The 19,912-nt window shown below is 69.2% G+C and carries 15 protein-coding genes and 1 pseudogene; 11 read left to right on the top strand and 5 right to left on the bottom strand.

Annotated elements, in window-relative coordinates; genetic code table 11:
• Positions 1-136 precede the first annotated feature (136 nt).
• Both ACYQPG_RS18030 and ACYQPG_RS18025 read right to left on the bottom strand, forming a co-directional pair.
• A complete protein-coding gene (locus ACYQPG_RS18030; RefSeq protein WP_187193726.1) occupies positions 137-1,702 on the bottom strand; it encodes a GMC family oxidoreductase in 1,566 nt (521 codons plus the stop codon).
• 8 nt (positions 1,703-1,710) lie between these two features.
• Positions 1,711-3,273 (bottom strand): ABC transporter substrate-binding protein, encoded by a 1,563-nt coding sequence (locus ACYQPG_RS18025; protein WP_461231419.1) that lies wholly within the window; start codon positions 3,271-3,273, stop codon positions 1,711-1,713.
• Positions 3,274-3,522: 249 nt separating this feature from the next.
• Between ACYQPG_RS18025 and ACYQPG_RS18020 the strand changes: the two genes are divergently transcribed.
• The 7 genes from ACYQPG_RS18020 (at position 3,523) to ACYQPG_RS17990 (ending at position 12,422) form a co-directional block, all read left to right on the top strand.
• The gene (locus ACYQPG_RS18020; protein WP_147939815.1) at positions 3,523-5,106 is read left to right on the top strand and encodes an ABC transporter substrate-binding protein; all 1,584 of its coding nucleotides are present in this window, start codon (positions 3,523-3,525) and stop codon (positions 5,104-5,106) included.
• A complete protein-coding gene (locus ACYQPG_RS18015; RefSeq protein WP_147908904.1) occupies positions 5,103-6,089 on the top strand; it encodes an ABC transporter permease in 987 nt (328 codons plus the stop codon). Before ACYQPG_RS18020 ends, ACYQPG_RS18015 begins: the two co-directional genes overlap by 4 nt.
• A complete protein-coding gene (locus ACYQPG_RS18010; protein ID WP_147908919.1) occupies positions 6,089-6,925 on the top strand; it encodes an ABC transporter permease in 837 nt (278 codons plus the stop codon). Before ACYQPG_RS18015 ends, ACYQPG_RS18010 begins: the two co-directional genes overlap by 1 nt.
• Positions 6,922-8,571: an ABC transporter ATP-binding protein gene (locus ACYQPG_RS18005; RefSeq protein ID WP_461231418.1), complete on the top strand. Its 1,650-nt coding sequence runs from the start codon at positions 6,922-6,924 to the stop codon at positions 8,569-8,571. The genes ACYQPG_RS18010 and ACYQPG_RS18005 overlap by 4 nt, the downstream gene beginning before the upstream one ends.
• Before the next feature lie 98 nt (positions 8,572-8,669).
• On the top strand, positions 8,670-9,569 hold the full coding sequence (locus tag ACYQPG_RS18000; RefSeq protein ID WP_461231417.1) for a fatty acid desaturase: 900 nt from the start codon (positions 8,670-8,672) through the stop codon (positions 9,567-9,569).
• A complete protein-coding gene (locus tag ACYQPG_RS17995) occupies positions 9,566-10,594 on the top strand; it encodes an alpha/beta fold hydrolase (protein ID WP_461231416.1) in 1,029 nt (342 codons plus the stop codon). The genes ACYQPG_RS18000 and ACYQPG_RS17995 overlap by 4 nt, the downstream gene beginning before the upstream one ends.
• 523 nt (positions 10,595-11,117) lie before the next feature.
• A complete protein-coding gene (locus ACYQPG_RS17990) occupies positions 11,118-12,422 on the top strand; it encodes a glycosyltransferase (RefSeq protein ID WP_147941759.1) in 1,305 nt (434 codons plus the stop codon).
• 330 nt (positions 12,423-12,752) lie between these two features.
• Here ACYQPG_RS17990 and ACYQPG_RS17985 read toward each other — a convergent pair whose 3' ends face one another.
• From ACYQPG_RS17985 to ACYQPG_RS17975, 3 genes and pseudogenes are all read right to left on the bottom strand, one after another.
• Positions 12,753-13,637 carry a phytochelatin synthase family protein gene (locus ACYQPG_RS17985; protein ID WP_461231415.1) on the bottom strand — a complete coding sequence of 295 codons (885 nt, stop codon included), beginning with the start codon at positions 13,635-13,637 and terminating at the stop codon, positions 12,753-12,755.
• A gap of 165 nt (positions 13,638-13,802) precedes the next feature.
• Entirely contained in the window at positions 13,803-14,123 is a 321-nt protein-coding gene (locus ACYQPG_RS17980) for a hypothetical protein (protein WP_461231414.1), read from the bottom strand.
• Positions 14,083-14,274, bottom strand: a pseudogene (locus ACYQPG_RS17975) (catalase); the annotation flags it as partial. The gene ACYQPG_RS17980 and the pseudogene ACYQPG_RS17975, both read right to left, overlap by 41 nt.
• Positions 14,275-14,652: 378 nt before the next feature.
• On the opposite strand from ACYQPG_RS17975, the gene ACYQPG_RS17970 reads away from it, so the two are divergent.
• The 4 genes from ACYQPG_RS17970 to ACYQPG_RS17955 are packed head-to-tail and all read left to right on the top strand — an operon-like array spanning position 14,653 to position 19,869.
• Entirely contained in the window at positions 14,653-16,290 is a 1,638-nt protein-coding gene (locus tag ACYQPG_RS17970; RefSeq protein ID WP_461231413.1) for an amidohydrolase, read from the top strand.
• Positions 16,287-17,279, top strand: coding sequence for a CobW family GTP-binding protein (locus tag ACYQPG_RS17965; protein ID WP_461231412.1), 993 nt, complete (start codon positions 16,287-16,289; stop codon positions 17,277-17,279). The genes ACYQPG_RS17970 and ACYQPG_RS17965 overlap by 4 nt, the downstream gene beginning before the upstream one ends.
• Entirely contained in the window at positions 17,270-18,889 is a 1,620-nt protein-coding gene (locus tag ACYQPG_RS17960) for an ABC transporter substrate-binding protein (protein WP_461231411.1), read from the top strand. The genes ACYQPG_RS17965 and ACYQPG_RS17960 overlap by 10 nt, the downstream gene beginning before the upstream one ends.
• The gene (locus ACYQPG_RS17955) at positions 18,886-19,869 is read left to right on the top strand and encodes an ABC transporter permease (RefSeq protein WP_147908896.1); all 984 of its coding nucleotides are present in this window, start codon (positions 18,886-18,888) and stop codon (positions 19,867-19,869) included. The genes ACYQPG_RS17960 and ACYQPG_RS17955 overlap by 4 nt, the downstream gene beginning before the upstream one ends.
• Positions 19,870-19,912: the final 43 nt, after the last annotated feature.

The raw sequence follows: 19,912 nt of genomic DNA, 5'->3' as shown, positions 1-19,912 counted from the left end.
AGAGAAACCGGTTGCGTTCGGTGTTCCGTCGAGACGAAGCAGCCCTCGTTCCGCGATTCGCAAGCCTTGCAGGCTCGTCCGAGTGGGCGATGAACGGCAGTGAATCATAAAATTCGGCACATGAAAGAGCTTTATCTTATTGCTTGGCCATGCTCCGAGCGAGATGTTCGCCGATCATCACGCAGGTGAAGTGCAAGTTGGCCCGGCAATCACTGGGCATGATCGACGCATCGCAGACGCGCAGTCCGCCAATCTCGCGAACCTTGAGATCCGGGTCGACGACGCCGGATGCGTCCTGCCATCCGCTCATGCGGCAGGTGCCGGCCGCGTGCTGGATATCGCCGGCTTCGGCGAGCATCAGGGCGTCGAGTTCGGTATCCGGGAGGCGCGCGGCCTCGCCGATCGCGAGCGGGCTTTCTCCGAACCGGATCGCCGTGGCGAGGTCGGCCAGAGCCGGCTGCGCCATCAGGTGCGCGAGGCGTCGCACCGCATCGCGCATGCGCAGGCGATCGCGCGGATCGTCCAGCATGTTCTCCTCGATGACCGGATTGATCTCGGGATCGGCCGACGTGAGGTGCAGCGAACCGCGCGAGAACGCATCGTACAGCCCGACGCCGACGGCCCCTTGCGGGGTCGGCTCCGGACCCGTCAGGCCCCGGTGATTGTAGGCGACGAGGATCATGTCGCGCTCGCCGCCGCCCGCGAGACCGCTGGAATACGTCACGCAGCAGTTGGTGTGTCGCGCGTCCGGACCGAACGCCCGGTGGTCGGGCCGCAGATCCATCGTCGCCCGCAGGATCGGGTGATCCATGAAATGGCCGCCGACCGCCTCGCGGGCCTGAAGAACGGGGATGCCGAGGGCGTGGAGCTGCGCGGCCGGGCCGATCCCGGAGCGCATCAGGATGGCCGGGCTATGGATGGCGCCGGCGCACAGGACGATCTCGTGGCCGTGAACTTCGGTCCAGGGGCCCGTCCCGAAGCGGACGCGGATCCCGACCGCGCGGCGTCCCTCGAACAGGACGCGATCGACGAGGGCGCCGCCGCGGATCTCGAGATTGGGCCGCCCGCGTGCCGGCTCGAGGTAGGCGTCGTTGGTGGTGACACGGTGCCCATCGCGACTGTTGATCGGATTGCACGAGACGCCTTCGCCCTCTGGAGCGTTGAGGTTCGCCTTCCAGGGATGGCCGACAGCGAGGGCTGCGTCCCGCAGCCCGAGATCCACCGCGCCCCAGGCCTCCGGCGGCGCACGGTAGACCGGGAGCGGACCGCCACGACGGATGCCGGCCTCCGTGCCGAATTCGGCGTCGTCCTCGATCCGGTCGAAGAGCGGCAGCACGTCACGGGCCGACCAGCCGGTGCAGCCCTGTTCCGCCCAGGCATCGAAGGCCGCCGGGACACCGCGGATCGCGATCTGTGCGTTGACCGTCGAGCTGCCGCCGAGCGCACGCCCACGCCAATAAAAGCGGGGCTCCTGCACGCGCGTCCGCCGGCTCATCAGCCCGGGCCATTGCCAATCCGCCTGGTGGTCCGGATCGTACATGAACGGGACGATGTTGGCCGAGCGCAAGGCCGGCGGGGCCTCGCCGGTGCGCCAGTCGCGCCCCGCCTCCAGCAGGAGCACACGTCGCTTCGGATCTTCCGAGAGGCGTGCGGCGAGCGCGGCCCCCGCGGATCCGGCGCCGACGACGACCACATCGTACAGGGCTGCGCTCATTTCTTCTCAACGTTCCAGAACAGCGGGATGGCGGACGGGATCAGGCCGGTGAGCGTGGTCCGGTAGGCTGCGGGCTGCGCGAATTGGCCGAAGGGCACGACCAGGCCTTCGCCGTAGATGACGGATTGAATCTCGCCCGCGATGTCACGCCGCTTGTCCGGATCGGGCTCGCGGGAGAACCGGTCGAACAGCCCGACCATGCGCGGGTCGCACATGAACCCGGAACTCGCTGCATCCTTGCAATTGAAGTTGATCGCCGAGTTCGTGAGCGGGGAGCTGAGGTCGAGGCCGAGGGCGTGAATGCCGAAGACGTTCCACCCGGCCTTCTTGGTGCGACGCGCGAGCAGGGCCGCCCAATCCATGACCTGGAGATCCACGGTGAAGCCGGCCTGTTTCAGCCGGTCGGCCAGGATCGTCGAGGAGACGCGCGCCGCCTCGAGATCGTTGGCCGCCATCACGATCACGGGCTCGCCCTTGTAGGCGGTCGCCTTCAGGGCGGCTCGGGCCGCCGCCACCGACGGATCGCGCAGGAGTTCGGTCCCGGCATGCGTCTCGTAGGGGGAGCCGCAGATGAAGAAGGCGTCGCAGGTCTGCGAGAAGCGTGGATCCAGGCCGAACCCGTCCAGGACCTCGCGCTGATCCACGAGGCTCAGCAGCACGCGCCGGATCGCCGGGTCGTCGAAGGGCGCGGCCGCCGTGTTGATGCGGTAATGCCCCGTGAACCTGTGCGGGCCGGTGAAGTTCAACACCGCCAGGTCCTTGTTGCGCTCGATCTGTTCGATCAGATCGAAGGGCGCGTACTGCATGAGATCGATCTCGCCCACGCCGAGGGCGCCGACGGCCGTCGCCCCGTCCGGAATGACGCGAATGTCGAGGGCGTCGACCTTCACGACCTTGCCGCCGGCCAGGAAGTCCGCCGGCTCGGGACGCGGCCGATAATCGGCGTTCTTGCGCAACAGCATGTGGTCGCCGGTGATGTGCGCGGCGCGGTCGTAGACGAAGGGACCCGATCCCATGACCTCCGAGAGCTGCGTCGTGGCCGGCGTCGCGGCGAGCCGGGCGGGCATGATGAAGGGCGTCGGGCTCGACGTGGTGCCGAGCGTGTCGAGCACGAGGCCGTAGGGCTCCCGCAGCGTCAGCACGAAGGTTTTGTCGTCCACGGGCTCGAGCGCGGCCGCCACGTCGATCAGCCGGCCGCCGAGTGCGCTGCGGGCTGCCCAGCGCTTGAGCGAGGCGACGCAGTCGGCGGCCCGGACGGGCGTGCCGTCATGGAAGCGCAGGCCGTCGCGCAAGGTGAAGCGCCAGGTCAGGCGGTCATCCGACACCGACCACGTGTCGACCATTTGCGGCTGGAACAGGCCCCGCGCGTCCGGCGCGAACAGCGTGTCGTAGACCATGAAGCCGAAGGTTCGGGTGATGTAGGCCGTGGTGAAATAAGGATCGAGGGTGACGATCTCCGCCTCGAGCACGGCCCGCACCGTCGTCTCCGCACCGGCCGGTGCCGGCGCGAGGAGCGCATCCGCGGCTGCAATCAGCCCGGGAAGCCAGAATCGTCTCATGCGTATTCACCCTGTGTCCGGGCCGGCTAAGCAAGCCGGATACCAGCAAAAGATGGCGTGCCGATCCAGGGGCGTTCGGCGCGATCCGCGAGGGCACCGTGCGGGCCTCCTCACCCACGAATTGGAAGGTTGCCGGGTTAGCGCCACCAGAAGTGGCCTGTTCGATGCATTCGGCTGGAGCGGCCCCAGCTCGCCGTGGGGATTGCCGGATCGCCCCGGAGGGCTCCGAGCCGCTTGAAAAGGTCCCGGATGAATCGACGCGATTTCGCCAAGCTCGTGCTCGCCGCAGGTGCGGCGGGGCCGATCCCCTTCGGCATCACGCGCGCCGCAGGCCAGACCCGCGGCGGCGTCCTCACCACCGTGATCCAGCCCGAGCCGCCGATCCTGGTCTCGGCGCTCAACCAGCAGGCCCCGACGCTCACGGTCTGCGGCAAGATCTACGAGAGCCTGCTCACCTACGATTTCGATCTGACGCCGAAGCCCGGCATGGCCCAGAGCTGGGAGCGCAGCCCGGATGGCCTGACCTACACGTTCAAGCTGTTTCCCGGGATCACCTTTCACGACGGGTCGCCGATGACCTCGGAGGATGTGGTGTTCTCCGTCACGAAGGCGCTGATGGAGGCTCATGCGAGGGCGCGCGGCACGTTCTCGCGCCTTGCGTCCGCCGAAGCGCCGGACCCGCTCACCGTGGTGTTCAAGCTGAAGGAGCCGTTCGCGCCGTTCCTGCACGCTTTCGACGCCACCACCGCGCCGATCATCTCCAAAGCGCTCTACGAGAACACCGATCTGCGGCAGAACCCGAACAACGCCCGGGCGATCGGCACCGGCCCGTTCAAGCTCAAGGAATGGGTCAAGGGATCCCACATCCACCTCGTGCGCCACGAAGGCTATTACCGCAACGGTGAACCCTATCTCGACGAGATCTACTACCGCGTCATTCCGGACGCGGCCTCCCGGGCCGTCGCCCTGGAGAGCGGCACGATCCAGCTGACCCAGTGGAACGACGTCGAGGCCTTCGACGTGCCGCGCCTCAAGGCGCTGCCGAACCTCGACATGACCACGAAGGGCTATGAGTTCTACGCCCCCCATCTCTGGCTGGAGATGAACACGCGCATCGCGCCGATGAACGACCGGCGATTCCGGCAGGCGGTGCTCTACGCCATCGACCGGGAGGCCCTGCGCAAGCGCGTCTTCTTCGGCCTCGGCAAGGTCGCCACCGGCCCGGTCTCCTCGAAGACGCGGTTCTACGAGCCGGACGTGAAGACCTACGAGTATGCCCCGGCCAAGGCGGCGGCGCTCCTGGACGAGATGGGGCTGAAGCCCGGCGCGGGCGGCAAGCGGGTAAGCCTGAAATACTTGGTGCCGCCCTACGGCGAGCTGTGGCAGCGGGTGGCCGAGTACGTGCGCCAGTCCCTCGGCAAGGTCGGGATCGACATCGTGCTGGAAGGCATCGACGTCGGCGGCTGGGCGGCGCGATGCGGCAACTGGGAGTTCGAGATCTCCGCGCCCTGGACCTACCAATACGGGGATCCCGCTCTCGGCGTCTCGCGCTCCTACATCTCCACGAACATCCGCAAGGGCATCCTGTTCTCGAACACCTCCGGATACAGCAATCCGGAAGTCGACAGGTTGTTCGAGGAGGCTGCCGTGGCGCGGGACGACGCGACCCGGCAGGCGCTCTACAGCCGGGTCCAGAAGATCCTGGTCGAGGACGCCGCGGTGGCCTGGCTCACCGAACTCGATTTCCCGACCTTCACCGACAAGCGCATCAAGGATCTCGTCGTCACGGGCAGCGGCGTGAACGACACCTTCGCCCGGGCCTATCGCGCATGAGGACGATGGCCGCCCTGGCCGCCTGGATCGCGCGGACGCTGGCGGTGATCCTGGTCATCGCCAGTGTGAACTTCGCCCTCGTCCACGCGGCGCCCGGCGATCCGGCCCAGGTCATCGCGGGCCAGTCCGGCGCCTCGGACGAGACGCTTCTCCGGCAGCTCCGGGCGGAATACGGCCTCGACAAGCCCTACCCGGTGCAACTCGCGACCTATCTCGGCCGGGTCCTGCGGCTCGACCTCGGCTATTCCTACCGGCAGCAGCGGCCGGTGCTCGGCCTCGTGCTGGAGCGCCTGCCCGCGACCCTGCTGCTCACCGGCACGGCCTTCGCCCTGGCGCTCGGGTCCGGGATCCTGCTCGGTACCCTGTCGGGCGTCCGGGCGGGCCGGTGGTCCGACACGCTGATCGGCCTCGTGGCGCTGGTGCTCTACGCCATGCCGGTCTTCTGGCTCGGCCTGATGCTGGTGCTGGTCTTCTCGGTCCAGCTCGAATGGCTGCCGGCCTTCGGCTACCGCAGCGTCGGCGCGACCCTCTCGCCGCTGGGGCAGGTCGGCGACGTGCTGGCCCATCTGATCCTGCCCGTCCTGTCGCTCGCCGCGGTCTATCTGGCGGTCTACGCCCGCCTGATGCGGAGCTCGATCGTCGAGGTGGCCGCCCAGGATTTCGTGAAGACCGCCCGGGCCAAGGGGCTTACCCGCGGACGCGTGATCCGCGACCACATGATCCGCAACGCGATCCTGCCGGTGGTCACCGTCGCCGGCATGCAGGCCGGGGCGCTCGTGGGCGGCTCGGTGGTGGTCGAGACCGTCTTCGCCTGGCCGGGGCTCGGCCGGCTGGTGTTCGAGGCCCTCAGCCAGCGCGACTACCCGGTCCTGCTTGGGATCTTCCTCGTCATGTCCGTGCTCGTGATCGTCATCAACATGCTGACCGACCTGCTCTCGCGGCTCATCGATCCGCGGATCGACGCCTCCGCGAAGGCCGCGTGATGGGGTTCGTCCGGGCGTTCCTGCGCAATCCCGGCGGGGTGATCGGCCTCGTGCTGCTCGTGGCGGTGGTCGTGGTGGCGATCTTCGCGCCGCTCCTCGTCCCGGTCGATCCCTGGGAGATGGTCGGCGCGCCCTTCGAGCCGCCGCTCAGCCCCGATCTGCCCTTGGGCTCCGACACGATGGGCCGGGACATCGCCGCCGGCCTCGCCCATGGCGCCCGGGTCTCGCTGGCGATCGGCCTCGCCTCGACGCTCGCAGCGCTGCTGATCGGCGTGGCGATCGGGGCGACGGCCGGATGGTTCGGCGGCGTCGTCGACGCCGTGCTGATGCGGATCGCCGAGCTGTTCCAGACGATTCCCGGCTTCATCCTGGCGGTACTGCTGGTCGCGACCCTCGGGCCGTCGCTCGCCCACGAGATCCTGGCGATCGCGGCGATCAGCTGGCCGCCGCTGGCACGCCTGACCCGCGGCGAGTTCCTGCGGCTGAAGAACCGGGACTTCGTGCGGGCCGCCGCCTGCCAGGGCGAGCGCCCCGCGGCCCTGGTCCTGCGCCACATCCTGCCGAACGCCCTGGCGCCGATCATCGTCACCGGCTCGCTCACGGTGGCCACCGCGATCCTGATCGAGAGCGCGCTGAGTTTCCTCGGTCTGGGCGATCCGAACCTGATGTCCTGGGGCTACATGGTCGGCGCCGCCCGCACGGTCATCCGGCAGGCCTGGTGGACGAGCGTCTTCCCCGGCGCCGCGATCCTCGTGACGGTGCTCGCCATCAACCTCGTCGGCGAGGCGCTCAACGACGCGCTCAACCCGCGGCTTGCCCGGCGGAGCGGCGCATGAGCCCGCCGGTCCTCACGATCTCGGAACTCTCCGTAAGCCTGCCGCGGGGCGCCGACCGGGCCCAGGCGGTGAGCGACGTCTCGATCACGGTGGGCGCAAACGAGATCGTCTGCCTCGTGGGCGAGTCGGGGTCGGGCAAGTCGATGATCGCCCACGCGATCCTGGGCCTGCTGCCGTCGGGGGTGACGGTGGCCGGCGGCGCGGTCGCGCTGCGCGGGCGCGACATCGCCACCGCCTCCGAGGCGGAGATGCGCACCGTCCGCGGACGCGAGGCCGCGATGATCTTCCAGGAGCCGCTCAGCGCACTGAACCCGCTGAAACGGATCGGCGAGCAGATCGCCGAGGGCATACGGGCCCATGCGCCGGAAACGCCGCGCTCCGCGGTCGGAGCACGGGTCGGCGCGCTGATCCAGGATGTCGGCCTGCCCGACCCGGCGCGGATCCGGGCCAGCTTCCCGTTCGCGCTGTCGGGCGGCCAGCGCCAGCGGGTGATGATCGCCATCGCCATGGCCAACAATCCGGCGCTGCTGGTGGCCGACGAGCCGACCACCGCCCTCGACGTGACCACGCAGGCGCAGATCCTGGCGCTGATCCGCCGCCTCCAGAGCGAGCGGCAGATGGGCGTCCTGCTGATCACGCACGATTTCGGCGTGGTCGCCGAGATGGCCGACCGCGTCGTGGTGATGCGCGACGGCCGGGTCGTCGAGCAGGGCAGCGCCGAGGCGGTCCTGACCGCGCCGCGCGACCCCTACACCCGGGCATTGATCGCCGCGGTGCCGCATGGCGGCGGCCGCACGCCCCGCAGGACGACGGCGGCGTCGCCGCCGCTGCTCGAGATCGAAGCACTCTCCAAGACCTTCATCACCCGGCAGGGCTGGTTCCGTCCGGCCCGGCGCGTGGTCGCCGCGGACGGGATCTCCCTCACGCTGTCGGCCGGCGAGACGGTGGCGGTGGTGGGCGAGTCGGGGTCGGGCAAGTCGACCCTGGGGCAGATGATCCTGCGTCTGGCCGAGCCGGATTCGGGCCGTGTCCGCTTCGAGGGCCAGGATCTCCTGGCCCTGCGGGGCGAAGCCCTCCGGGTCGCACGCCGCCGCCTCCAGATCGTGTTCCAGGACCCGTTCGCGGCGCTGAACCCGCGCCAGAGGGTCGGCGAGGCGATCGCCCGCGGCCCGATGGCCTACGGCGTGCCGAAGGCCGAGGCCGTCGCCGAGGCACGGGCGCTGCTCGACCGGGTCGGCCTGAAGGCAGGCGCGGCCGACCGCTTCCCGCACGAGTTCTCCGGCGGCCAGCGCCAGCGCATCTGCATCGCCCGGGCGCTGGCGCTCAAGCCGCGCGTCCTCGTAGCGGACGAGGCGGTTTCGGCGCTCGACGTTTCCGTACAGGCCCGCGTGCTCGACCTGCTGGCGGAGCTCCGCGCCGAGTACAATCTCGCGATGCTGTTCATCACCCACGACCTGCGCATCGCGGCCCGGATCGCCGACCGGGTCGCGGTGATGCAGCAGGGCCGGATCGTCGAGGCGGGACCGGCCGCTGCGATCTTCGCCGCGCCCGAGCACCCCTACACGCGCGGCCTCGTGGCCGCGATGCCCGGCCGCCGCCTGTTCGGCGGCCTCGACGCGTCGGCGCCCGAGGCGCGGACCGCCTGAGCGCGTCCGCCGGTTCGGCGACGAAGGCCCGCGGCACCGGCACGGATGATGCACCAGGCGTGTGTTTTTCGAGGCGCCTGCAACTCTCGGGGAGATCCATGGCTTCGGCGAGCGGACGAATTCTGACGGGCGCGGAGGTGAAGGCGCTGTCGCAGCGCTCGGACCTGCGCGGTGCGATGCGCCTCGGCGCGCATGTCCTGATGTTGGCCGGCTCCGGCTGGCTGGTCTGGCGCTCCGGGCCGTGGACGCTGCTGCCCGCCATGCTGCTGCTCGGCATCGTGCAATCGGCGTTGTTCGCGCCGATCCACGAGACGATCCACCTGACCGCATTCCGCTCGCGCCGGGCCAACGCCGTCGTCGGCTGGCTGGTGGCCTGCCCGTCGCTCCTGAACTGGCACTTCTACACGGCCTTCCACTTGGCCCATCACCGCCATACCCAGGACCCCGAGCACGATCCGGAACTCGCGTTGCTGCCCCCCTCCACCCTCGACGCCTATGTCTGGCGCGTGATGGCGCTGCCCTACTGGCGCACCCGCCTCCAAGTGGCTGCGGCCGGCCTGCGCGGCGATCTTTCGGCCTACCCTTTCATCACGGAGCGCGCCGCGCCGCGCATCATCCGGTCGCTCCGGCTGATGTGCGCCGTCCTGCTCGGCGTCTCGGTTCTGGCCATGGTGCTGGTCGGATGGTGGGCGCCCCTGGTGTTCTGGATCGGTCCGCAGCTCCTCGGGCAGCCGTTCCTGCGGCTCTACCTGCTCACCGAGCACACGCTCTGCACCATGGACAACAACGGCCTGACCAACACCCGCACGACCTTGACCAACGGCCTGATGCGTCTGCTCATGTGGAACATGCCGTTCCACACCGAGCATCACCTCTACCCGTCGATCCCGTTCCACCGCCTGCCGGACGCCCACGCGGCGATGCGCGAGCGGCTCGTCGTGCTGCAGCGCGGCTACGCCAAGTGGCATGTCGGCTTCGTCCGGACGTTGCGCCCGTGACCGGCTGGGCCAGCGCCGCCGGAACCTTCGCCCTCGGCGATCTGCCCCTCCAATCGGGCGGCGTGCTGGAGGGGGCGCAGCTGCGCTGGAAGACGCACGGAACCCTCGCCCCCGGGCGCGACAACGTCGTGCTCTACCCGACGAGCTACGCGGCCCAGCATCCCGACCTCGAATGGCTGATCGGCCCGGACGGCGTGCTCGATCCGGAGCGGTGGTTCATCGTCATCCCGGACATGTTCGGCAACGGCCTGTCATCGAGCCCATCCAACACGCCGGACTGGCCCGGCCTCGTCACCGCCTGGGACAACGTCCACGCCCAGCGCCGCCTCCTCGCCGAGACCTGGGGGATCGCGCGGCTGCACGCCGTCTACGGCTGGTCGATGGGCGCGCAGCAAGCCTACCATTGGGCGGCCCTGTTCCCCGAGCAGGTCGCCCGGGCGGTGATCATTTGCGGCAGCGCCCGCACCGCCACCCATAACCGCGTGTTCCTGAAGGGCCTCATGGCGGTGCTGGAGGCCGCGCCCGCGTATCGCGGCGCGGGCCGCTTCTCGGCCGAGCCCGCCGCGTCCCTCCGGGCCTTCGGGCGCATCTACGCCGGCTGGGCGCTCAGCCAGGACTTCTACCGGGCGGACCTGCACCGGACTGCGCTCGGCGCGCCGGACCTCGACACCTTCCTGCGCACCGACTGGGAGGAACGCTTCGCCCGGCGCCCGGCGGCCGACCTCTACGCGCAGCTCTGCACCTGGGACGCGGGCGACATCAGCCGCGATCCACGCTTCGACGGCGACCTGACGCGGGCGCTCGGCGCGATCACGGCCAGGCTGCTGCTGATGCCCGCGGAGACCGACCTCTACTTCCGCGTCGCCGACAATGCGGCCGAACTGCCCGCCCTGCGCGACGCCATCCTGCGGCCGATCCCCAGCATTTGGGGCCACCGCGCCGGCAATCCCTCCACCAACCCGGCCGATGCGGCTTTTCTCCGCGACACGGTACGGGCGTTCCTCGGATCATCCGAATACATATAAGCGCCGGACCTTCGCAGGCTTGCGAAGCGGCACGTTCCCATGTCCGTCCCGAGCCGGGAACCAGCGTTCCCGTGATCCGACCCACGACGTTTGTCTCAGCGTCCGCCTTCGCGATGCTGCCTGGCTTGAATGGACGGCGACATCGGGCGCGAAACCGAAGGGCCGGTGTTACGCCGAGTGGCGATCCAGCATCGCGTAGTCTGGCCGGAAGTGGCCTGTCCGCTTCGAAGCAGAAACGCGGACGGCCCATCCTCGCCATGATGCGATCAGGACATGGCGTTGCGTGCGATTTGGAAGGCGGACGATTGCTCAGAGGAACGCCATAGCCGACGCAAGGCAGCGGCGAATGCCCGACCGTCCGACGTTACGCCTGTAACCTTATCGCCGACGGGCGAAACGCTGCGGTCATGCGCAAGGCGCAGACACCCGGTCAGGAGCAGGGACTGTCGTTCACCACCGAGCACGGAACAGTGCAGCGCGTGCGACCGACCAGAACCTGCTTTGTCGCCGTCACAGGTCCTCCATGAAAATCCTCTTTGCCGCTACGCCGGCCGCCGGCCACCTGAATCCGCTGCTGGCCATCGCGCGCATGGCCTTGGCGCGCGGCGACGAGGCGCTGGTGGCCACGGCCGGGTACCTCCGCCCGTCCGTCGAAAAGTCCGGTGCCCGCTTCCTGCCGCTCGCCGCCGGCGCTGACATCGACCTCACGCGGATCGAGGACGTGTTGCCCGAGCGCGCAAATCTACCCCCGGGCCCGGAGCAGCTCCGCTACAATTTCGAGCGTATCTTCCTCGATCCGATGCGGGCTCAGGCCGAGACGCTGCGCAGGATCATCGCGTCCGAACGCCCCGACATCATCGTCGTGGACAATCTGTTCTTCGGCGCGACGGCCCTGTTCCTGGACGAGGGGACACCCCGGCCACCGATCGTCGCCTGCAGCATCACGATCCTGGTGGCCGACAGGCCGGATGGAGCTCCGACCATGATCGGGTTGCCGCCGGCACGCGACGAGGCGGCGCGCGCGGCATACGCGGCCATCGCCATCGAAGCCGAACGTCTATTCGGTGCGCCGGTCCGCGCTTACGCGGATGCCAAACTTGCCGAGATGGGCCTGCCGCCGTTGCCGTGCTCGGTGCTGCATTCGCGCCATCTCATGGCCGACGCCGTCTTTCAGACGACCGTACCGGCGTTCGAGTACGATTTCGGGGGGCTGCCCGACCACGTCCGGTTCGTAGGCGCCCTGCCCCCTCCGCCTCAGCGGGACGCTGCCCTGCCGGACTGGTGGGGCGAACTCGACGGGTCCAAGCAGGTCGTGCTCGTAACCCAGGGGACAGTCGCCAACGCCGATCTCGGCGAGCTGATCGAGCCGACCCTATCGGCGCTCGGCACGCGCGACGACCTGCTGGTGCTCGTCACCACCGGCCTCCGACCGATCGGGAACGTGCGCGGACCGATCCCGAAGAACGCTCGTCTTGCCGAGTTCCTCGATTTCGCGGCGCTCCTGCCGAAGGTCGACGTGCTGGTCACCAATGGCGGTTACGGGACTGTGCAGCTGGCTCTTCAAGCCGGCGTACCGATCGTGGCAGCGGGGCGCACCGAGGACAAGGCCGAGGTCGGCGCCCGGGTGGCGTGGTCGGGCGTAGGCCTCGAGATCCCGTCGCAGCGGCCGGAGGCTCGAGACCTGCGCGTGGCGGTCGAGCGGGTCCTGACCGTGCCCTCCTTCGTCGAGCGCGCGCGGTCGATCGCGGCGGATATGGCGGCGATCGATACGTCGGCAGTGATCCTTGGAACGCTGGACCGCCTCGTCGCCGAATCCAAGGCGACCTGATCCGGTCCGAGATTCCCGGCACCACGAGACATCGTCTCTGCCCTGACGGAGGCACGCCGGCGACGCCGGAGCGGCCATCGAAGGGCCGTGAGCCCGTCAGGGCGGGACGGCCGCCCGTTCGGGACCCGGCGTCCCGGCGCGTGGCCTTCCCCACAAACCGGTGGTGCTGCGCTTGCAGGGTTGGCGACGGGCCGCCCCGTTTCCCCGAATGCTGACCGGAAGCGCCCAGAGGCGATCGCGCGGCATCCGCCGGCATTCCCCCGTCGACCGTCCTCCCGCACGCTCGCAGCGACGGTTTTGACGCCGGCCCTCGATCGGCGCGTCTCTGCCTCAATGCCCGGTCGTATCGACGATCAGCAACCCGCGCGTCTTGCCCGAGGTGCTGTCGCGCGTCGCGACGGCGCGCCACAGGCGCTCGCTGTCGACCAGGAACGGCCGGTAGTCGCCGTTGACATCGCCGACAAAGACGAGGTCCGCGTCCGGCAGATATCCGAGGATCGGCGAGAAATGCCCGGCGCCGCGTCCGAACAAGGGGCCGCGATGGAAGTTGACGACCAGCCGCTTGTCGGGGTCGTTGCCGCCCTTCATCAGATCGCGGAACGCCGGCAACGTGAGATCGCGCACGACATGGACCGGGCGGTCGAGCCGCCTTCGCATCAGGTCGGCCAGCTCGTCCAGCGTCAGCCCATTCACGAGCACGCCGAACCAGGGCTGGAACGCCGTCCCCCGGAGCACGTCGGCTTGCGAGAAGTCGACGCCGAGGGAGCGGAGCAGGTTCGCCACCGTGGCAGGACCGCAGAAGCTCGGATTGCTCTGGTACTCGTAAGGCCGTCTCCGGTAAGCCGCCGCCACCGGTAAGGCCCAGGCCCGCGCCAGCAGCGCAGGATCATGAAAGTCCGGCCGCGTCGCGATCGACGTGACGGACGCGTAGGCGTTCGGCCTGAGGAGACGCGGGCCGACGCTGGCCGCGCCGGCCAGGAGAACGGCCGATCCGAGGAATGCGGCCACACGGCGCTTCCAGACCCGGTCTCGACGAACCTGTTCGGCCACCATGCGGAGGAATCCCGATCCCTTTGAGATTGCGCCCGGCCGCTCTGGGGCCAGGGCGATGGCGAACAGGCGCAGGACGACGCGCGCGCCGCGTACGGGCTGAACCGCGCCGATCCGCGCCGCGCCGGATGTCGCAGACCGGCGCGCCTCGACGATCGCGCGCATGAAATCCTGTTGGTGCAGCCGCCGCCGCTTCGAGGTTCGGGATGTCTTCCGGTCCGAAGGTGAAGCTCGGCAGTCGGGAGCCTTCGTAGGCGAGGTGCGTGAAGCGGGGGATGCCCCCATGCGGCGGACCGAGGATGTCGGCGCGAGGACCCTCGGATGCCGAAGCTACACGATCATGTCGGACGTGGAGCCGATGGTTACCGTTATAACACGCGGTCCGCCGGGGCGTCGGCTGCGTGCCGAAGGACACGTCCGGCGCGCACCGGACGCGCGCGTCAGATGTTCCGGCATCGCGCGGTGAGCCGAGCGGCGGTGCAGCGCGGCCAGCACGTGGTAGTCGGCGAGCGCGGTCACCATCGCTACGCCGATCAACAGCATCGCCAGGTTCAGGACCGCCATGCTCCAGTGGAGCAGGCGAGCCGGCAGGTTGAAGCGGGTGGAGCGGTCATAGGCCAGCTCCTTGGGCCGTCGCTGCAACTGCAGCACTCGGGGTCTTCGCCTCGCCCGCCCGGCGCGTGAAGGATCGGGAATAGACAGCTGGGCGGGCGCGCAACAGCGGGTCGTCGGATGGCCCGATTCCGTCTGGCAGGACGAGCGGATCGAAATTGATGTCCCGGCAGTTGCCCGCCTCCTCGGGCGTGCGCACCGGAAAGACCGGGATGGTGTTCACGCCGGCGCGCTATCCCTCCCCGTGTGGGAGCCGAAAGCGCCGGGCGAGGCTTCGCACAGTCGCTTCGGCGTTGGCCGCGGGGGGCTGCCCGCCGGCGGGAGCCACCCGCCCCCCGACGGGTGTCACGCAGCCTTCCGGGCGGACTGGATCCCCTTGAGGCGAACGAGCCCGAGAAATCGGGCGCCGCGGCATGAGCGAGGACTTCAACGGCGGCGTCCCCATCGCCGCTCGATGCGGGGATTCCGATCTTCGAATTGCGGCACCCTGGCCCCCTTCATACCCGGCGTCTGGCGCTAGCGGCCCCGGAGAACGGCCGACATCTTGGCCGCCGTGCCGAGGACAGCCATGCCGAGCGAGATCACCCTCTTCGAGGCCCGGCGGGTCATCACGATGAACCCATCGCGGCCGTACGCGACGCACGTCGCCGTGCGTGACGGATGCGTGCTGATGGTCGGGACGGAAGACGAGTTCGACGGGCTCGATGCAGTTCCCGATCGGCGTTTTGCCGACAAGGTCATCCTTCCCGGCTTCGTCGAGGGACACGCCCACGTCATGGAGGGCACCCTCTGGCGCCAGACCTATGTCGGGGCCGGCGACCGCCGCAGTCCGGACGGACGCCGCGTGCCGGGCCTGCGCGATATCGGGGCCGTCGTCGCCCGGCTTTCGGACGCGGACCGGTCCATCGCCGACCCGGACCAGCTGCTCTACGGGTGGGGCTTCGATCCGCTGCATCTCGGCGGCGCACGCCTGACCCGGCACGATCTCGATCGGGTCTCCACAACCCGGCCGGTCATGGTCCACCATGCCAGCCTGCACATCACCAACGTCAACAGCCTCCTCTTGGAGATGGCGGGCTTCGACGCCACCACCGCGATCGATGGTGTGCCGAAGCTGGCGGATGGCACCCCGTCGGGCGAGTTGCAGGGCATCGCCGCCCGGCTGCGCCTATTCCGAGCGCTCGGCTACAACCCGATGAGCGGGCATCTCGATGCGGCCGATGTCGCCCGGTTCGGCTCCGCCGCGCAGCTCCAGGGCATCACCACCATCGCGGACCTGCACAACGACCTTACGGAGGCGTCCGTGGCGGTCTATCGGGCCGCCTGCGTCGACGGCCTGCCGGTGCGGATCGTGCCGGCGCTGGCCTCGGTCTCCTGTGCGCCGGAAGAGGGCGTCGCCAAGATCGGCCGCCTCAATGCCGCCAACACCGACCGCCTGCGCTTCGGCATCGTGAAGATCGTCGTCGACGGTTCGATCCAGGGCTTCACCGCACGGCTCCTGCCGCCCGGCTACCATAACGGCGCACCAAATGGCCTCTGGTACGTCGCCCCGGACGACCTCGACCGGATCGTGGGTGTCTACCACGCCGCCGGCATCCAGCTCCACATCCACACCAACGGCAACGAGGCCACCGAGGCGGCCCTCGACGCGGTCGAGAAGGCGCAGATCGCCCATCCGCGTCCCGACCACCGGCACACGCTCCAGCACTGCCAGATGGCGACCGAGGCACAGCTGCGCCGGATCAAGGCGCTGGGTTTGTGCCTCAACCTGTTCTCGAACCATCTCTATTACTGGGGCGATGCCCACCACGATCTGACCATGGGGCCGGAACGCGCGGCCCGGATCGACGCCGCCGGGAGCGCGGCGCGCCTCGGCATCCCGCTCGCGATCCACTCGGACGCGCCTGTGACGCCACTGGGGCCGCTTTTCACGGCCTGGTGCGCCGTCAACCGGACCACGTCGTCGGGGCGTGTGCTCGGCCCCGACGAACGGCTGAGCGTCGCCGAGGCTCTGCACGCTGTGACGCTGGGGGCCGCCTACACCCTCCGGATGGACCATTGCGTCGGCTCCATCGAAGCCGGGAAGTTCGCCGACTTCGCCGTCCTCGACGCGGATCCGTTCGAGACGCCGCCAGAGACCCTGAAGGACATTCCCGTCCACGCCACGGTACTGGGCGGCCGCGTCTTCGCGGTGCCGTCGGTATGAGGCAGGAGCTTCGCGCCCCCGCGACGCGCTGCCCGCTCACGGTGGTCGGCGGCTTCCTCGGCGCCGGCAAGACGACGCTGCTGAACCGGTTGCTCGCCGGCGCGCAGGGCCGCTACGCAGTGCTAGTCAACGATTTCGGCGCGGTGAACGTCGATGCCGGCCTGATCCGCGACCATGACGGGCAGACTTTGCGGCTGACCAATGGCTGCGTCTGCTGCAGTCTGGCCGACGGCTTCCTCGACACGCTGATGCGCGTGCTCGCCGAGCCCGAACCCTTCGATCACATCGTCATCGAGGCCAGCGGTGTCGGCGATCCCGGCGCCATCGCGGAGATCGCCCTGGTGGAGCCTGACCTCGTCCTGCGCGGCGTCGTCGTGCTGGTGGATGCCGAGCGCCTGCCCGCCCTCGCCGCCGATCCGCGGATGGGCGACACGATCGCCCGCCAGATCCGCGCGGCCGACATCCTGGTGCTGAACAAGCGCGACCTCGTGGATGCATTCGGCCTCGCGGCGTCGCACGCCACGCTCGCCGCCCTCGCGCCCGCTGTCCCGGTGGTCGATACCGTGGCGGCCGTGCTGCCGGAGGCGCTCTTCGCCCTCGGCGGCGAGGCTCCGGAACTGGTGGGGCGGGGCTCCTCCCGGCTGCGTGCCGAAGCGGTCACGCACGAGGACACGTTCCAGCGCCTGCTCTACCGGCGCACGGGGACGTTCGACCGCGCCGGTCTCGGACGCGCACTCGCCGGCATGCCGACCCCGCTCTTGCGCCTGAAGGGCCGGGTCCGACTGGGCGACGCCTCCGGGATGCACCTGCTTCAGATGGTCGGGCGCCGGTGGAGCCTCTCGCCGCTGCCGGAGGCTGCACAGGGCGGCATCGAACTCGTCGGCATCGCAGCGGCCGACACGGAGGCCGGTCCGACGCTGAGCGACCTCCTCGACGCCGCGCTGCTCCCGCCGCAGATCCCCCACGGAGACCGACTCGGATGCGACTGACCAAACGCACGCTCCTCGGCGCCGGCCTCGCGGTGTTGACCGCCCCCTTGGCCTCCCCGATCCTCGGTTTGCCCGCGGCTTTGGCCGACGACGCGAACGCGCCGTTGGTGATCGGCACCAACCAGGTGCCCCGCCATTTCAACGGCGCGGTGCAGTCCGGTATCGCCACCGGGATGGTCTCGACGCAGATCTTCGCGAGCCCGCTGCGTTACGACGACGCGTGGAACCCGCTTCCCTATCTGGCGAAGTCCTGGGAGGTCGCCCCCGACAACCTCAGCGTGACGCTCCACCTCGTGAGCGATGCCGTGTTCCACGACGGCCATCCGCTGACCTCGGAGGATGTCGCCTTCTCGATCGGGGTGATCAAGGCGAACCACCCGTTCCAGACCATGCTGGAGCCGGTCTCGACCGTGGAGACCCCCGACGCCCATACCGTCGTGATCCGGCTTTCGCGGCCGCATCCTGCGCTGCTGCTGGCCATGTCACCCGGCCTGATGCCGATCCTGCCCAAGCACGTCTACGGCGACGGGCAGGACATCAAGACCCATCCGGCCAACCTGAAGCCGGTCGGATCGGGCCCGTTCAAGTTCGTCGCGTACAAGCAGGGCGAGTCGATCCAGCTCGAGCGGTTCGACAAGTTCTTCATCGCCGGGCGGCCCAAGCTCGCGCGGCTTGTCTACCGAATCTTGCCGGACCAGAACAGCCTCGTCATCGCCACCGAACGGCGCGAGATCGGGATGCTGCCGTTCCTGTCCTCGGTGCGGGACATCGAGCGCCTGAGCAAGGCGCAGACCCTCACGGTGACCGATCGCGGCTTCGAGGGGATCGGCCCGATCAACTGGCTGGCCTTCAATTGCGGGAAGAAGCCGCTCGACGACGTGCGGGTGCGCCGGGCCATCGCTCTTGCCGCCAACCGCGACTTCATCACGGGCAAGCTGCTCGGCGGCGTGGCGAAGCCCGCCACCGGCCCGATCGTGCCGGGCTCGCCGTTCTACGAGCCGGCCGTCGACCCGTACAAGCTCGACATCGCCAAGGCGGAGAGCCTGCTCGACGAGGCCGGGCTGAAGAAAGGGGCCGACGGCACGCGGCTTCAGCTCACCATCGATTACATCCCCAACGACAACGACCAGCAGCGCAACGTCGCCGAATACCTGCGGGCCGGCCTCAAGCGGATCGGCATCGCCCTTCAGGTCCGGGCTGCGCCGGACTTCCCGACCTGGGCGCAGCGCGTCTCGAACTTCGATTTCGACCTGACCATGGACAACGTCTTCAATTGGGGCGACCCCGTGATCGGCGTGGCGCGAACCTACCTGTCGACCAACATTCGCAAAGGCGTAATCTGGTCGAACACCCAGCAATACCAGAATCCAAAAGTCGACGAATTGCTTAACGCGGCCGCAATCGAGACCGACGTCGCCAAGCGCAAGACGCTCTACGATGACTTCCAGAAGATCGTCGTGTCCGATGCGCCGATCGCCTACCTCAACCTCACGCCCTACAAGGCGGTCTACGACAAGCGCCTGACCAATCTGCCGCTGTCGATCTGGGGCCCGCTCTCACCCCTCGACGAGGTCGCCTGGGCGCAAGGCGCCGCGGGAGCCGAGAGATGACGGCTCTGCGCAGCCTCGGTTCGACCGCGCTGAACGCGGTCGGATTGCTGCTCGCCGTCGTGGTGCTGAACTTCCTGCTGATCCAGGCGGCACCCGGTGACCCGGCGCAGGTGATCGCCGGAGAGATGGGTGGTGCTTCGCCGGAGATCATGGCCGAGATCCGCACGCGCTACGGCCTCGATCGCAGCATCCCCGAACAGCTCGCGACCTATGTCGGCAAGGTGGCGAAGGGCGACCTCGGCTACTCGTTCTACTTCAACGAGCCGGTTTCGCGCCTCATCCTCGGCAGGCTGCCAGCCACCGCCCTGCTCGTTCTGAGTTCCCTCGCCCTCGCGGTGCTGATCGGCGCCGGCCTCGGGATCCTGAGCGCGCGCAAACCGAACGGCCTCCTCAGTCACGTCGTCTCGCTGGTGGCGATCGCCGGCAATGCCGCACCGGTCTTCTGGACCGGCCTGATGCTGCTGGTGGTGTTCGCCTCCCTGTGGCCGGTTCTGCCGGTCGCCGGGATGGAGGATGTGGCGACGCCGCGGCGCGGCCTCGCCCACGCCCTCGACGTGGCCGAACATCTGGTCCTGCCGATGCTCACCCTCGGCATCGTCTACGTCGCCCAATACAGCCGTCTGATGCGGGCCAGCATGATCGATGCGCTCAATGCCGACTACGTCCGCACCGCCCGTGCCAAGGGCCTGCCGGAGTGGATCGTGGTCGGCAAGCACGCCCTGCGCAACGCGCTGATCCCGCTCGTCACCATGGTCGGACTCCAGTTCGGACAGCTCTTCGCGGGCGCCATCCTGGTCGAGACCGTGTTCGCTTGGCCGGGACTCGGCCGCCTGACCTTCGACTCGATCCTGCGGCGCGACTACCCGACGCTGCTCGGCATCCTGTTCTGCTCGGCGCTGTTGGTCGTCGCCGCGAACCTTGTCACCGACCTCCTCTATCGCCTGATCGATCCGCGCATCCGTGCCGGGAGGCCCGCATGAACGTCGCCGCTGCGACCGGCTCGACCTTGCCATCGGAGGCGAC

Source organism: Methylobacterium sp. CM6246 (genome assembly GCF_054818005.1).
Note: the sequence above shows the minus strand (reverse complement) of the source record. Positions and strands in the feature narration are given on the sequence as shown.

Coding starts and splice junctions, on each gene's coding strand:
- ACYQPG_RS18025 (WP_461231419.1), bottom strand. CDS start 3,273: ATGAGACGATTCTGGCTTCCCGGGCTGATTGCAGCCGCGGATGCGCTC.
- ACYQPG_RS18020 (WP_147939815.1), top strand. CDS start 3,523: ATGAATCGACGCGATTTCGCCAAGCTCGTGCTCGCCGCAGGTGCGGCG.
- ACYQPG_RS18015 (WP_147908904.1), top strand. CDS start 5,103: ATGAGGACGATGGCCGCCCTGGCCGCCTGGATCGCGCGGACGCTGGCG.
- ACYQPG_RS18010 (WP_147908919.1), top strand. CDS start 6,089: ATGGGGTTCGTCCGGGCGTTCCTGCGCAATCCCGGCGGGGTGATCGGC.
- ACYQPG_RS18005 (WP_461231418.1), top strand. CDS start 6,922: ATGAGCCCGCCGGTCCTCACGATCTCGGAACTCTCCGTAAGCCTGCCG.
- ACYQPG_RS18000 (WP_461231417.1), top strand. CDS start 8,670: ATGGCTTCGGCGAGCGGACGAATTCTGACGGGCGCGGAGGTGAAGGCG.
- ACYQPG_RS17990 (WP_147941759.1), top strand. CDS start 11,118: ATGAAAATCCTCTTTGCCGCTACGCCGGCCGCCGGCCACCTGAATCCG.
- ACYQPG_RS17985 (WP_461231415.1), bottom strand. CDS start 13,637: ATGCGCGCGATCGTCGAGGCGCGCCGGTCTGCGACATCCGGCGCGGCG.
- ACYQPG_RS17970 (WP_461231413.1), top strand. CDS start 14,653: ATGCCGAGCGAGATCACCCTCTTCGAGGCCCGGCGGGTCATCACGATG.
- ACYQPG_RS17965 (WP_461231412.1), top strand. CDS start 16,287: ATGAGGCAGGAGCTTCGCGCCCCCGCGACGCGCTGCCCGCTCACGGTG.
- ACYQPG_RS17960 (WP_461231411.1), top strand. CDS start 17,270: ATGCGACTGACCAAACGCACGCTCCTCGGCGCCGGCCTCGCGGTGTTG.
- ACYQPG_RS17955 (WP_147908896.1), top strand. CDS start 18,886: ATGACGGCTCTGCGCAGCCTCGGTTCGACCGCGCTGAACGCGGTCGGA.